This is a genomic window from Kitasatospora sp. NPDC098663 (genome assembly GCF_044760075.1).
Taxonomy (GTDB): Bacteria; Actinomycetota; Actinomycetes; order Streptomycetales; family Streptomycetaceae; genus Kitasatospora.
In genome coordinates this window covers 143810-155657 of the sequence record NZ_JBIWAP010000004.1, presented here as the reverse complement: position 1 = coordinate 155657, position 11848 = coordinate 143810, and the positions used below count along the sequence as shown (strand labels likewise).

Below are 11848 nucleotides of genomic sequence, written 5' to 3'. Positions count from 1 at the left end.
GTCAGCCCGTTCCCTGGTCCTGATCGTTCGCGGGCATGCTGTCCATGTCGGTGGGCGCGTTCTGCTGCCCGCTCTGGCCGTCGCCGCCGCCCGTGCTCGTGGGCGTGCTGGTCTCGGTGCTGGTGCCGTGCGCACCCAGCTCGACGGTGCGGCCGTGCTCGTCCACGAACACGGCGACCTGCGTCTCGGGGTCGATCACGGGCGTGAGGGCGGGGATCGGGCTGGACTCGGGGTACGGCTCCATGCGGGTGGTACCCCACGGTGCGGTGGTCATCCGGACTGTTCCTCCTCGGGCGTGGTGGTTGAGGGCGAGAACAGCAACTCGGCAGGCCTGCCGAGTTGCTGGGTGAGCCCGGCCGCGCCGCCGGGGAGGCGGCGCGGCCGGGAACTCAGTGGGATCGGTTGATCAGCACCAGGGCCGCGGCGATGACGTGCAGTCCGGCAGCGGCGGACACCCCGTAGGCGGCCCAGACCCGGGTGGGGTCGGGGACGGATGGGTGCGGCGGCGCGTCGTCGGAGTCGTAAGCGTCCTCCGGTGGTCGCGGGTTCACCGGGGGATCGGCGCGGGCGCCGCGAGGTCGGCGTGGACGACCTTTCCGAAGGGGAGGGGGGTGACGCCCCAGCGGCCGCGGGTGAGCCGGTGGACCATCGTCAGGCCCCGGCCGGACGTGGCGTCCGGCCCGGCCTGGACCATCACAGGCATCGAGCGGGAACCGTCACCGACGAGGATGCGGACGATCCGGTCGGTCGGACGGCGGATGCCGACGAGCATCCGGGTCTGGCAGCCGGTTTTGAAGGAGTTGGTGACCAACTCGCTGACGATTACGGCGGCGTCGTCCACCAAGTTGCCCAGACCCCATTCCCGCAGCGTCGCCGCGACGAACCGGCGGGCCACCGCCACCGACTCCGGCAGGTAGGGCAGCGACAGCTCCGCTGCCGTCGACACCGACATCGAGTTGGTGTCGGGAGTCGCGCGACGCTCCGTCGAAGCGTGCTGCACGGGAACTTCCAGGATGTCGGCCTCGAACACGACCATCTCCTCTAAATGAGGTGTTTCCATGCACTCATGTACATGAGTGACGAGTAGAAGAGTGCCCGACTCCTGTACATGAGTCAACCCGTCGCGAGAGTAATCTCGCGACGGGTCGAGGGAGTTGATCGCTAGTCAGTCACGCGCGGGAAAGCGATAGTCGAGAACGAACTGGTCGGCCGCCATGACGGTGTCGCACACCTCCACCGTGCGGCCATCCGCAGTGATGGCATCGCGAACGAGATGGATCACCGGCGCACCGGGGCTCAGGGTGAGCGCTTTGGCCTCCGGCTTGGTCGCGAGTCTGGCCCGTACGGACTCGGTGAACTCGGCGAGGAAGTGGCCGTGTTCTTCGAGGCGGGCGTAGATGCCGCCGCCACCGGGGTTCTCGGCGAAAATCTCAGGGATGTCCTTGACCACGTCCCATGGCAGGTATGACGTGGCCTCCTCGGTGGGCACCCCATCTCGGAAGTACCGGCGTTTGCGGGCCAGTACCTGGGTACCGGCGGGAAGTCTCAAGCGATCGGCGATCTCGGGAGGTGCTGCTGTGGGGCCCACGAACAGCACGGTCACGGACGGGATGCCGCCGGAGGTTTCTGCCTCTGCGAGGTATGCGGCCTTGCCGGCGTTGCGATGGGCACGGCGGAATCGGTCCGCAGACTTGCGCTGAACCGGCGGGCGGGCGCGGACGAACGAACCTCGACCGTGGTGGGTCTCGATGAGCTGAGTCGTTCGGAGCTCGGCGATGGCCTTGCGGACTGTTCCGGACGCTACTCCGTATCGCTGCATGAGCTCGGCCTCGCTGGGCACGGTCGCGCCGGGAGCGAGAGCGCCCGACTTGATCTGTGCGGCGATGTCAGCCGCGATTTGCAGGTACTTCGCTGTGGCCGACGAGGCCACCTCACCACTCGCCATAGTCCTTCAGGGCTCCTATTCTCCTGCACATGAGTAACAGCGCCGGGAAGTCCCAGTCAACGTCGCTCCACTCTGTGTCCGTCGCGGGGGTGGTGGTACGCGAGGACGGTCGGGTGCTGGCGATTCGTCGGGCTGACAACGGGACTTGGGAACCGCCGGGCGGCGTACTGGAGCTGGACGAGGCCATCGAGGACGGCGTGCGACGCGAGGTCTACGAGGAGACCGGCGTCAAGGTCGGCGTGGAGCGGCTGACCGGCGTGTACAAGAACGTGAGCCGAGGGATCGTCGCCCTCGTCTTCCGCTGTCGACCGGAGGGCGGCGGAGAGCGGCTCTCGGACGAGTCGGTCGAGGTCGACTGGCTCACCCCGGCCGAGGTCGCCGACCGCATGGCCAAGGTCTATGCCGTACGCGTCCTGGATGCGCTTCGGGACGACATGGCACCGAGTGTCCGGACCCACGACGGCCGTCGCTTGCTGTGACGTCGAAGGCCCCCATCCGAGGACGGGGGCCTTCGACGACGCTCAGACGGTGGCGGGTTGCGGGGTCTGGGCGGGCAACTGTTCGGGGGCCGCTGCGGGCTCGCGGGTGCGCAGGGCGAGGGGGATGCGGAGGGCGGCGATCCACGTCAGCGTCGCGCCGAGCATGTGGAGGCCGACCATCAGCTCGGGGGCGTCGGTGAAGTACTGGATGAAGCCCAGCAGGCCCTGCAGAAGGAGCACCGCGAGGAGTTCCTTGGTGCGGGCCTTGGCCGCGGGCGGGGCCTTCACGGCTGCGAGGACGAAGATCAGCGCGATGGTGAGGCCGACCGAGACGAAGGCGAGGTCGGCGTGGAACTGGGCCAGCCGGTCGTAGTCGATCGGGATCCGGGGGACGATCTTGTTGTCCTGCGGGGTGCCCGGGTGGTGGCCGGCGCCGGTGACCAGGGTGCCGGCCGCCACCAGCAGGCCGACGACCAGGACCAGCACGTAGGAGAGCTGGTGGATCGGGCGGGCCACGCTGAGCTTCGGGGCTCCGTCGCCCTCCTTCGACCGCTCCCACATCAGCAGCGCGACCCACACCAGCGCCATCGCGGCGATCATGTGCAGCGCGACGGTGTAGGGGTTCAGGCCGGTCAGCACGGTGATGCCGCCGAGGACGGCGTTGCTCATCACCAGCCAGAACTGCGCCCAGCCGAGCCTGGTCATGCTGTGCCGCCACGGGCGGTGGCAGCGGGCGGCCAGGATGGCCCAGCCGACGGCCGCGCTCAGCACGTAGGTGAGCATCCGGTTGGTGAACTCGACGACGCCGTGGAAGCCCATCTCGGCGGTCGGGGTCAGGCTGTCGGCGGTGCAGCGGGGCCACGTCGTACAGCCGAGGCCGGAGGCGGTGAGGCGGACGGCGCCGCCGGTGACGACGATCACCACGCTCATCACCAGCGCGGCGAACGCGGCGCGCCGGACCATCACGGCGGACGGCTGCCAGCGGTCGGCGAGCAGGGAGAAGGGATTAGGCACGGGGTCAATCGTAGGCGGCCTTACAGCCGATCTTGGGGCGGGGCGCGAGCGTGGCCCGGGCGCGGGGGCTACCCAGGATCGGGTGGGTGCAAACCGGACTCTTCGGTCAAGGCGGTCATTGGTCTTGACCAATCACCTGTGAGGCCGAAAGAGTGCGGATTGGTCCATACCTATTTCGGACCTCTCCCACTCCTCCCGCACAAGCGGAGACCTGCACATGCGCATACCCACGTCCGCCGCCGCGCTCGCAGTCGGCGGCTCGCTCGCACTGGCTGGCCTGATCGCCCCCGCCGCCGCCCACGCCGCCGACCCCGGCCAGGAGTGCCGAAGCCTCGGGGTCGCCAACCTCTACGGCGAGTTCATCGAGGGTGACGACACCCACACCCCCGACGCCGAGGGCGCCGTCGCCGTCGGCGGCAACGCGAACTTCACCGGCGGCTTCTCGGTCGGCCAGGAGCTCACCGCCGCCGAGGTCGAGGCCCTGCCCGGCAAGAACGCGCTGGTCGTCGCCGGCAAGATCACCGGCAACAACACCCAGGTGATGAAGGGCAACGGCGTCTACGGCTCGAAGGCCGACGGCGCCGTCGTCCAGGCCCACCAGGGCGCCACCGCCCAGGGCGCCTCACCGATCGACTTCAAGGCCGAGTTCGCCAAGCTGCGCGCCGCCTCCACCGCGCTGGCCGCCGCGCCGCAGACCGCCGGCGCCACCGTCCAGGCCGACGGTGCCAAGCTCACGTTCACCGGCGGCGACGCGAAGTACAACAGCTTCACCGTCGACGCCGCGAAGCTCCAGGGCGCCAAGGACGTCTTCCTCAAGGTGCCGGCCGGCTCGGTGACTGTCATCACCGTGACCGGCGGCTCGTACGACATGGCGGCCGCCGGGACCACCGGCTTCCACCTGTGGGACGAGGCCAAGGCGTCCTTCGTCCTGGACGACAAGCTGCAGAGCGCGGCCGGCGGGGCGATCCGCGCCAAGCTGCTGTGGAACTTCCCCACCGCGACCAAGGTGGTCAAGAACAGCAAGGCCGCCTGGGCCGGCACCGTGCTGGCGCCCAACGCCGCCTTCGACCTCGGCAGTGGCGGCCCGGTCAACGGTTCGGTCATCGCCGCCTCGCTGACCGGCAAGGACGGGGCGGAGACGCACCACTACCCGTTCGCCGGCTGCCTGCCCGGCGTCGTCGTCCCGACGCCGTCCACCACGCCCACCGCGCCCACCGTGCCGCCGGTGGTGCCGAGCGGGACGCCGTCGGCCTCCACCACGCCCGGGACGCCCGGCACCTCGGCCACCCCCGGGACCTCGGCGAGCCCCTCGGCCACGCCCTCCGCCCCGGTGAGCGGCAAGCCGAGCGCGGGTGCCCCGGCCAGTCCGTCGGCCACCGCCTCGGCGGGTGTGCCGGCCGCCTCGGCCTCGGCGAGCCCGTCGGCCCAGGCGGACGCGGGCGGCAACCTCGCGCACACCGGCTCCGGGCCCGTCGTGCCGCTGGCGATCGCCGGCGCGGTGGTGCTCGCGGCCGGTGGCGCGATCGTGGTCGTCACCCGGCGTCGGGCGGCGAAGAAGGCCTGATCATTTCGCCGCTCGACCGGTGCTGCGCCCTCGGTGATTGAACCTGATCACCGAGGGCGCACGTATTTCAGTCAGGTGACGAAGTTCATTCAAGTTTGCCGAATCCGCGTTCCGCGAGGTGGCAGCTGTGATGGGCTGGTCATACACATCAGACGACGGACCAACAGACGAAATTCGGTCGTACGGCGGGGTGTGGAGAGGTGCGGGAGTGCCGGTAGAGTCCCCCGGACAGTCGTAGCGGGCCACCGCGAAACCTTCAACACGCCTGCTGCGCAAGACCGTTCTGAGGGGAACAGCGTAAATGGCGCGACAGCAGCGGCACATGCGGATCGGCGCGGCGGCACTCGCCGGGACGGCAGCGGCCGGAATTCTCCTGCCTCTGGCGCTGGCAACCAACGCCTCGGCGCACGTGCCGAGTTGGTCGGTGACCTGCGACAAGATCGTGATCGATCTGATCAACTACAGCCCGAAGCCCGACGTGAAGAACACCGTCAGCCTCACCATCGACGGCGAGAAGGTCCTGGACGCCAAGGCCTTCCCCGCGGAGTTCCACGGCACCTTCCCGGTGAAGGACCACACAGCCCCCGTCAAGGCGAACCTCGTGGTGAACACGACGGAGACGCCCAACGAAAAGGGCTGGAACATCAACGAGACCAAGACGATCGAGCCGTGCCACACGCCGACTCCGACGCCGACTCCCACGCCCACCAAGACCCCGACCCCGACTCCCACCCCGACCCCGTCGCAGACCACGACTCCGACGCCGACTCCCACCCCCACGCCCACCACCACCCCGACCCCGTCGGCCTCGCCCACCGCGAGCAAGACCGCGACCCCGGTCCCGACCGCGACTCCGGTCCCGACGCCCACCACCAGTGGCCCGGCGCTCGCCCAGACCGGTAGCAACGACGCCACCCCGATGATCGCGGCGGCCGGCGGCGGCGTGCTGCTGGTCGGTGGCGCGCTCGTCCTGCTGGCCCGCAAGCGTCGCGGCAGCCAGAGCTGACGTTCCGTCGGTGACGTGGGACCGCCCCCCGGCCGAAGCGGCCGGGGGGCGGTCCCAGTTTCGGTGTGCTTCCCGCGCGGGGGTCGGGGGCTACTCCCAGCGGAAGAAGCGGGCCGCGGCGGCCAGGCCGAGGACGGCCCAGCCGGCCAGGATGCCGAGGTCGGACCAAGGCACCCCGGCGCCGTGCTGGAGGACCGACCGCAGGCCGTCCGAGAGCGCGGAGATCGGCAGCAGCTCCAGCACCGACCGCACGGCCGAGGGGAACCTGCTCAGCGGCACGATCACCCCGCCGGCCAGCAGCAGCAGGATGAACACCAGGTTGGCGGCGGCCAGCGTGGCCTCCGCCTTGAGCGTGCCGGCCATCAGCAGGCCCAGGCCGGAGAAGGCCGCGGTGCCGAGCACCAGCAGCGCGACGACCGACAGGGGGTCGCCCTGCGGGGACCAGCCGAGCGCCAGCGCGATCACCGACAGCAGCGCGACCTGCAGCGCCTCGGTGACCAGGACACAGCCGGTCTTGGCGGTCAGCAGTGCCCAGCGCGGGAGCGGGCTGGCGCCGAGCCGCTTCAGCACGCCGTAGCGGCGCTCGAAGCCGGTGGCGATGGCCTGCCCGGTGAAGGCGGTGGACATCACGGCCAGCGCGAGCAGGCCGGGGGCCAGGAAGTCGACCCGCTTGCCGGGCCCGTCCACCGCGACGATGTCCACGGCCGAGAACAGCACCAGCAGCACGGTCGGGATGACCACGGTGAGCAGCAGCTGTTCGCCGTTGCGCAGCAGCATCCTGGTCTCGAAGGCGGTCTGGGCGAGCAGCATCCGGCCGACCGGGGCCGCGCCGGGCTTGGGGGAGTAGTCGGTGGTCGTACTCACGAGCGAAGGTCCCGTCCGGTCAGGTCGAGGAAGACGTCTTCGAGGCTGCGGCGCTGGACGGACAGCCGTTCGGGCAGGACGCCGGAGGCCGCGCACCAGCCGGTGACGGTGGCCACCAGCTGCGGGTCGACGGGCGCCTCGACGCGGTAGCTGCCGGGGGCGGTCTCGGCGGCGGTGGCGCCCTCGGGCAGTTCCTTGAGCAGCGGGCCGAGGTCGAGCCCGGGCGGGCCGTCGAAGCGCAGGGCGTTCTCGGCGCCGCCGCGGCACAGCTCCTCGGGGCTTCCGGTGGCGATCACCCGGCCGCGGTCGATGACGGCGACCTGGTCGGCGAGCTGTTCGGCCTCGTCCATGTGGTGGGTGGTGACGACCACGGTGACGCCGTCCCGGCGCAGGTCGCGGACCAGCTCCCAGGTGGCGCGCCGGGCCTGCGGGTCGAGCCCGGCGGTGGGCTCGTCCAGGAAGACCAGCTCGGGGCGGCCGACCACGGCCATGGCCAGGGCGAGCCGCTGCTGCTGGCCGCCGGACAGGCGCCGGTAGGCGGTGCGGCCGCAGGAGCCGAGGCCGAGCTGTTCGACCAGCGCGTCGACGTCCAGCGGGTGGGCGTGCAGCGCGGCGGTGTGACGCAGCATCTCGACGGCGCGCGCGCCCGCGTACACGCCGCCCGACTGGAGCATGACGCCGATCCGGGGGCGCAGCGCGGCGCTCTGCGCGACCGGGTCGAGGCCGAGGACGCGGACGGTGCCGGCGTCGGGGCGGCGGTAGCCCTCGCAGGTCTCGATGGTGGTGGTCTTGCCGGCGCCGTTGGGGCCGAGGACGGCGGTGATCGCGCCGCGTGCGATGGTGAGGTCGAGGCCGTCCACCGCGGGCTTGTCGCCGTAGTGCTTGACCAGCCCGGCGATCTTCACCGCGGGTTCGGAGTGCATACGGGCGAGTGTAAGAGGCCCCGACGCCGGGCCCGGACGGCGCCCTCGGTGATCGTTTTCGCAGGTCAGGTAAGGCTTACCTGCGTGACAGATGACACGAGTGAGGCCTGCATCACGGCTTGTCCTGTCGGAAGTAATTACGCAACACTGGTGTTGTGAAAAACATGCGCGAGCACGCCACGCCCCAGGAGGCCGAGTCGGCCCCCGGGTGCGACGTGCCCGTGACGGCGGCCGAGGTGCTGCTGGAGGGCCACCGCGCCACCCGGGACCGGGTCGCCCGGTCGATCCTCGACCACGGCCCCTCCTCCGCCGCCGACCTGGCGACCCGGCTCGGCCTCACCGCCGCCGCCGTCCGCCGCCACCTGGACGGACTGGCCGCCGCCGGCCTGGTCGAGTCCCGCGAGCAGCGGGTCTACGGCAGCCGTGGCCGGGGCCGTCCGGCCAAGGTCTTCGCCCTCACCGACGGCGGCCGGGACGCCTTCTACCAGGCGTACGACCAGCTCGCCGCCGACGCGCTGCGCTGGATCTCCGACTCGGTCGGCGGCGGCAAGGCGGGCGAGGAGGCGGTCGCCGCCTTCGCCCGGGCCCGGTTCGGCAAGCAGGGCGAGCGGTACCTGGAGCTCCTGCGGCTGGCCGAGGCGGGAGAGCGCACCGAGGCGCTCGCCCAGGCGCTGAGCGCGGACGGGTACGCTGCCACGGTGCGGCGGGTCCCGCCGGCCGTGGCGAAGGCCCCGGCGGGCGCCCAGCTCTGCCAGCACCACTGCCCGGTCGCGCACATCGCCGAGCAGTTCCCGCAGCTCTGCGAGGCGGAGACCGAGGTCTTCTCCCAGCTGCTGGGCACCCATGTGCAACGGCTGGCCACCATCGCCCACGGCGACGGGGTCTGCACCACCTATGTGCCGGCACCCGGTGCCGCATCGTCGCCTGCCCGGCGTTCCGCGGGCCGCGGCTCCGATGCAGTGCCGACTGCCGGTACGTCCACCGAAGATTCAGCGTCCGCGCGTTAGGAAGCTCGCATGACTGACACCGTTTCGCACCCCGAGCTCGAGGGCCTGGGCACCTACGAGTACGGCTGGGCCGACCCGGACACCGCCGGTGCCGCGGCCAAGCGCGGGCTCAGCGAGGACGTCGTCCGCGACATCTCCGCGAAGAAGAACGAGTCCGAGTGGATGCTGAACCTGCGTCTCAAGGGCCTGAAGCTGTTCGGCAAGAAGCCCATGCCGACCTGGGGCTCCGACCTCTCCGGCATCGACTTCGACAACATCAAGTACTTCGTCCGCTCCACCGAGAAGCAGGCCGAGTCCTGGGAGGACCTGCCCGCGGACATCAAGGCCACCTACGACCGGCTGGGCATCCCGGAGGCCGAGAAGCAGCGCCTCGTCGCCGGTGTCGCCGCCCAGTACGAGTCCGAGGTCGTCTACCACCAGATCCGCGAGGACCTGGAGGAGCAGGGCGTCCTCTTCCTGGACACCGACACCGCACTGCGCGAGCACCCGGAGATCTTCAAGGAGTACTTCGGCACCGTCATCCCGGCCGGCGACAACAAGTTCGCCGCGCTGAACACGGCGGTGTGGTCCGGCGGCTCGTTCATCTACGTGCCCAAGGGCGTCCACGTCGACATCCCGCTCCAGGCCTACTTCCGGATCAACACCGAGAACATGGGCCAGTTCGAGCGGACGCTGATCATCGTCGACGAGGACGCGTACGTCCACTACGTCGAGGGCTGCACCGCGCCGATCTACTCCTCCGACTCGCTGCACTCCGCGGTCGTGGAGATCATCGTCAAGAAGGGCGGCCGCTGCCGCTACACGACCATCCAGAACTGGTCGAACAACGTCTACAACCTGGTCACCAAGCGCGCCGTGGCGTACGAGGGCGCGACCATGGAGTGGGTCGACGGCAACATCGGCTCCAAGGTCACCATGAAGTACCCGGCCGTCTACCTGATGGGCGAGCACGCCAAGGGCGAGACCCTGTCGATCGCCTTCGCGGGCGAGGGCCAGCACCAGGACGCCGGCGCCAAGATGGTGCACATGGCGCCGAACACCTCCTCGAACATCGTCTCCAAGTCGGTGGCGCGCGGCGGCGGCCGGACCTCCTACCGCGGTCTGATCGAGATCGGCGAGGGCTCCAAGGGCGCCAAGTCCAACGTGCTGTGCGACGCGCTGCTGGTGGACACCGTCTCCCGCTCGGACACCTACCCGTACGTGGACGTCCGCGAGGACGACGTGTCCATGGGCCACGAGGCGACGGTCTCCAAGGTCAGCGAGGACCAGCTGTTCTACCTGATGAGCCGGGGCATGACCGAGTTCGAGGCGATGGCGATGATCGTCCGCGGCTTCGTCGAGCCGATCGCGCGCGAGCTGCCGATGGAGTACGCGCTGGAGCTCAACCGGCTGATCGAGCTGCAGATGGAGGGTGCGGTCGGCTGACGTCCAGCCGCTGACCGCCCACCGACTTTTCGAGCTTTTCGAGGAAGAGAGCACTACGACAGCCATGGCTGACGTCAACACCACCACCGGCTCCACCACCGCCGGGTCGATCGAGGTCGGCACCGCCGGCGCCGGCGCCCAGCTCGCCGGCCCCGGCACCGGCCGCGCCACCGTCCAGCAGCCGATCGACGCCCGGGTCGCCGTCAAGCCCTCGTTCGAGGTCGGCGACTTCCCCGTGCCCACCGGCCGCGAGGAGGACTGGCGGTTCACCCCGATGCACCGCCTGGGCGGCCTGCACGACGGCACCGCCGCCGAGGCGGTCAAGGGCGAGGACAAGGTCGAGCTGAGCCTGCCGGACGGCGTCACCGCCGAGACCGTCGGCCGCGACGACGCCCGCCTGGGCAAGGCCGGCAAGCCCGTCGACCGGGTCGCCGCGCAGGCGTTCAGCGCCTTCGAGCAGGCGCTCGTGGTCACCGTCCCCCAGGACGCGGTGCTCACCGGGCCGGTCAAGATCGACGTGCACGGCGAGGGCGGCACCCGCTTCGCCCACGTGGTGGTCGACGTCAAGCCGTTCGCCGAGGCCGTCGTGGTGATCAACCACACCGGTACCGGCACCCGGGCCGCCAACGTCGAGCTGCTCGTCGGCGACGGCGCCAAGCTCACCTTCGTCTCCGTCCAGGACTGGGACCGCAACGCCGTCCACGTCGCCCAGCAGACCGCGCTGGTCGGCCGGGACGCCTCGCTGAAGTCCGTGGTCGTCACCTTCGGCGGCGACGTCGTCCGGATCCACCCGCGGGTCAACTACGCCGCGCCCGGCGGTGAGGCCGAGCTGTTCGGCCTCTACTTCGCCGACGCCGGCCAGCACCTGGAGCACCGTCTGGTCATCGACCACGACACCCCGCACTGCCGCTCCAACGTGGTCTACAAGGGCGCGCTGCAGGGCCAGGACGCCCACGCCGTCTGGGTCGGCGACGTGCTGATCCGCGCCGCCGCCGAGGGCACCGACACCTACGAGCTCAACCGCAACCTGGTGCTCACCGACGGTGCCCGGGTCGACTCGATCCCCAACCTGGAGATCGAGACCGGCGAGATCGTCGGCGCCGGCCACGCCTCCGCGACCGGCCGCTTCGACGACGAGCAGCTGTTCTACCTGCGGTCCCGCGGCATCCCGGCCGACGAGGCCCGCCGCCTGGTGGTCCGCGGCTTCTTCGCCGAACTCGTCCAGCAGATCGGCGTCGCCGAGATCCAGGACCAGCTGATGGAGAAGATCGAGGCCGAGCTGGAAGCGGCGGTCTGATCCAGATGACCTTCCTCCGTGCCTGCGCGCTGAGCGACCTCCAGGAGGACGTGCCCAAGCGCGTGGACCTCAACGGCGTGCCGGTCTCCGTCGTCCGCACCGACGAGGGGGTGTTCGCGATCAACGACACCTGCTCGCACGCGAACGTCTCGCTCTCCGAGGGCGAGGTCGAGGACTGCATGATCGAGTGCTGGCTGCACGGTTCCAGCTTCGACCTGCGCACCGGCAAGCCCTCCGGCCTGCCCGCCACCAAGCCGGTCGCTGTCTACCCCGTAAAGATCGAAGGGGACGATGTGCTCGTCTCCGTCAACCAGGAGTCCTGAG

14 protein-coding genes are annotated in these 11848 nt (G+C 70.6%); 7 read left to right on the top strand and 7 right to left on the bottom strand.

The window, feature by feature from the left end:
• Nucleotide 1: 1 nt before the first annotated feature.
• From tgmA to ACIQVZ_RS06005, 4 genes are all read right to left on the bottom strand, one after another.
• Entirely contained in the window at nucleotides 2-274 is a 273-nt protein-coding gene (tgmA, locus tag ACIQVZ_RS06020; protein ID WP_402447522.1) for a putative ATP-grasp-modified RiPP, read from the bottom strand.
• Between the two features lie 115 nt (nucleotides 275-389).
• On the bottom strand, nucleotides 390-551 hold the full coding sequence (locus ACIQVZ_RS06015; protein ID WP_402447521.1) for a hypothetical protein: 162 nt from the start codon (nucleotides 549-551) through the stop codon (nucleotides 390-392).
• Nucleotides 548-1060, bottom strand: a complete 513-nt coding sequence (locus ACIQVZ_RS06010; RefSeq protein WP_402447519.1) for an ATP-binding protein — start codon at nucleotides 1058-1060, stop codon at nucleotides 548-550. Before ACIQVZ_RS06010 ends, ACIQVZ_RS06015 begins: the two co-directional genes overlap by 4 nt.
• A gap of 105 nt (nucleotides 1061-1165) precedes the next feature.
• Nucleotides 1166-1945, bottom strand: a complete 780-nt coding sequence (locus ACIQVZ_RS06005; RefSeq protein WP_402447518.1) for a GntR family transcriptional regulator — start codon at nucleotides 1943-1945, stop codon at nucleotides 1166-1168.
• Nucleotides 1946-1962: 17 nt separating this feature from the next.
• Here ACIQVZ_RS06005 and ACIQVZ_RS06000 point away from each other — a divergent pair, with 17 nt between their 5' ends.
• Complete coding sequence (locus tag ACIQVZ_RS06000) at nucleotides 1963-2424, top strand: NUDIX hydrolase (RefSeq protein ID WP_402447713.1); 462 nt, start codon at nucleotides 1963-1965, stop codon at nucleotides 2422-2424.
• A 42-nt stretch (nucleotides 2425-2466) separates the two neighbouring features.
• On the opposite strand, the gene ACIQVZ_RS05995 is transcribed toward ACIQVZ_RS06000, so the two are convergent.
• On the bottom strand, nucleotides 2467-3438 hold the full coding sequence (locus tag ACIQVZ_RS05995; RefSeq protein ID WP_402447516.1) for a heme A synthase: 972 nt from the start codon (nucleotides 3436-3438) through the stop codon (nucleotides 2467-2469).
• Between the two features lie 217 nt (nucleotides 3439-3655).
• Between ACIQVZ_RS05995 and ACIQVZ_RS05990 the strand changes: the two genes are divergently transcribed.
• Both ACIQVZ_RS05990 and ACIQVZ_RS05985 read left to right on the top strand, forming a co-directional pair.
• Nucleotides 3656-5002, top strand: coding sequence for a choice-of-anchor A family protein (locus ACIQVZ_RS05990; protein WP_402447514.1), 1347 nt, complete (start codon nucleotides 3656-3658; stop codon nucleotides 5000-5002).
• Between the two features lie 301 nt (nucleotides 5003-5303).
• Nucleotides 5304-6008, top strand: coding sequence for an LAETG motif-containing sortase-dependent surface protein (locus ACIQVZ_RS05985; protein ID WP_350880463.1), 705 nt, complete (start codon nucleotides 5304-5306; stop codon nucleotides 6006-6008).
• A gap of 90 nt (nucleotides 6009-6098) precedes the next feature.
• On the opposite strand, the gene ACIQVZ_RS05980 is transcribed toward ACIQVZ_RS05985, so the two are convergent.
• Both ACIQVZ_RS05980 and ACIQVZ_RS05975 read right to left on the bottom strand, forming a co-directional pair.
• The gene (locus ACIQVZ_RS05980) at nucleotides 6099-6818 is read right to left on the bottom strand and encodes an ABC transporter permease (protein WP_350880483.1); all 720 of its coding nucleotides are present in this window, start codon (nucleotides 6816-6818) and stop codon (nucleotides 6099-6101) included.
• 50 nt (nucleotides 6819-6868) lie between these two features.
• Nucleotides 6869-7795 (bottom strand): ABC transporter ATP-binding protein, encoded by a 927-nt coding sequence (locus ACIQVZ_RS05975; protein WP_402447512.1) that lies wholly within the window; start codon nucleotides 7793-7795, stop codon nucleotides 6869-6871.
• A 164-nt stretch (nucleotides 7796-7959) separates the two neighbouring features.
• On the opposite strand from ACIQVZ_RS05975, the gene ACIQVZ_RS05970 reads away from it, so the two are divergent.
• The 4 genes from ACIQVZ_RS05970 (at nucleotide 7960) to ACIQVZ_RS05955 (ending at nucleotide 11847) form a co-directional block, all read left to right on the top strand.
• Nucleotides 7960-8802, top strand: a complete 843-nt coding sequence (locus tag ACIQVZ_RS05970; RefSeq protein ID WP_350880459.1) for a MarR family transcriptional regulator — start codon at nucleotides 7960-7962, stop codon at nucleotides 8800-8802.
• 9 nt (nucleotides 8803-8811) lie between these two features.
• The gene (gene sufB, locus ACIQVZ_RS05965) at nucleotides 8812-10227 is read left to right on the top strand and encodes a Fe-S cluster assembly protein SufB (protein WP_350880457.1); all 1416 of its coding nucleotides are present in this window, start codon (nucleotides 8812-8814) and stop codon (nucleotides 10225-10227) included.
• A 64-nt stretch (nucleotides 10228-10291) separates the two neighbouring features.
• Nucleotides 10292-11524 carry a Fe-S cluster assembly protein SufD gene (gene sufD / locus ACIQVZ_RS05960; protein ID WP_387818672.1) on the top strand — a complete coding sequence of 411 codons (1233 nt, stop codon included), beginning with the start codon at nucleotides 10292-10294 and terminating at the stop codon, nucleotides 11522-11524.
• A gap of 5 nt (nucleotides 11525-11529) precedes the next feature.
• On the top strand, nucleotides 11530-11847 hold the full coding sequence (locus tag ACIQVZ_RS05955) for a bifunctional 3-phenylpropionate/cinnamic acid dioxygenase ferredoxin subunit (RefSeq protein ID WP_063349526.1): 318 nt from the start codon (nucleotides 11530-11532) through the stop codon (nucleotides 11845-11847).
• Nucleotide 11848: the final 1 nt, after the last annotated feature.

Coding starts and splice junctions, on each gene's coding strand:
- tgmA (WP_402447522.1), bottom strand. CDS start 274: ATGACCACCGCACCGTGGGGTACCACCCGCATGGAGCCGTACCCCGAG.
- ACIQVZ_RS06010 (WP_402447519.1), bottom strand. CDS start 1,060: ATGGAAACACCTCATTTAGAGGAGATGGTCGTGTTCGAGGCCGACATC.
- ACIQVZ_RS06005 (WP_402447518.1), bottom strand. CDS start 1,945: ATGGCGAGTGGTGAGGTGGCCTCGTCGGCCACAGCGAAGTACCTGCAA.
- ACIQVZ_RS05990 (WP_402447514.1), top strand. CDS start 3,656: ATGCGCATACCCACGTCCGCCGCCGCGCTCGCAGTCGGCGGCTCGCTC.
- ACIQVZ_RS05985 (WP_350880463.1), top strand. CDS start 5,304: ATGGCGCGACAGCAGCGGCACATGCGGATCGGCGCGGCGGCACTCGCC.
- ACIQVZ_RS05980 (WP_350880483.1), bottom strand. CDS start 6,818: ATGCTGCTCGCCCAGACCGCCTTCGAGACCAGGATGCTGCTGCGCAAC.
- ACIQVZ_RS05975 (WP_402447512.1), bottom strand. CDS start 7,795: ATGCACTCCGAACCCGCGGTGAAGATCGCCGGGCTGGTCAAGCACTAC.
- ACIQVZ_RS05970 (WP_350880459.1), top strand. CDS start 7,960: ATGCGCGAGCACGCCACGCCCCAGGAGGCCGAGTCGGCCCCCGGGTGC.
- sufB (WP_350880457.1), top strand. CDS start 8,812: ATGACTGACACCGTTTCGCACCCCGAGCTCGAGGGCCTGGGCACCTAC.
- sufD (WP_387818672.1), top strand. CDS start 10,292: ATGGCTGACGTCAACACCACCACCGGCTCCACCACCGCCGGGTCGATC.
- ACIQVZ_RS05955 (WP_063349526.1), top strand. CDS start 11,530: ATGACCTTCCTCCGTGCCTGCGCGCTGAGCGACCTCCAGGAGGACGTG.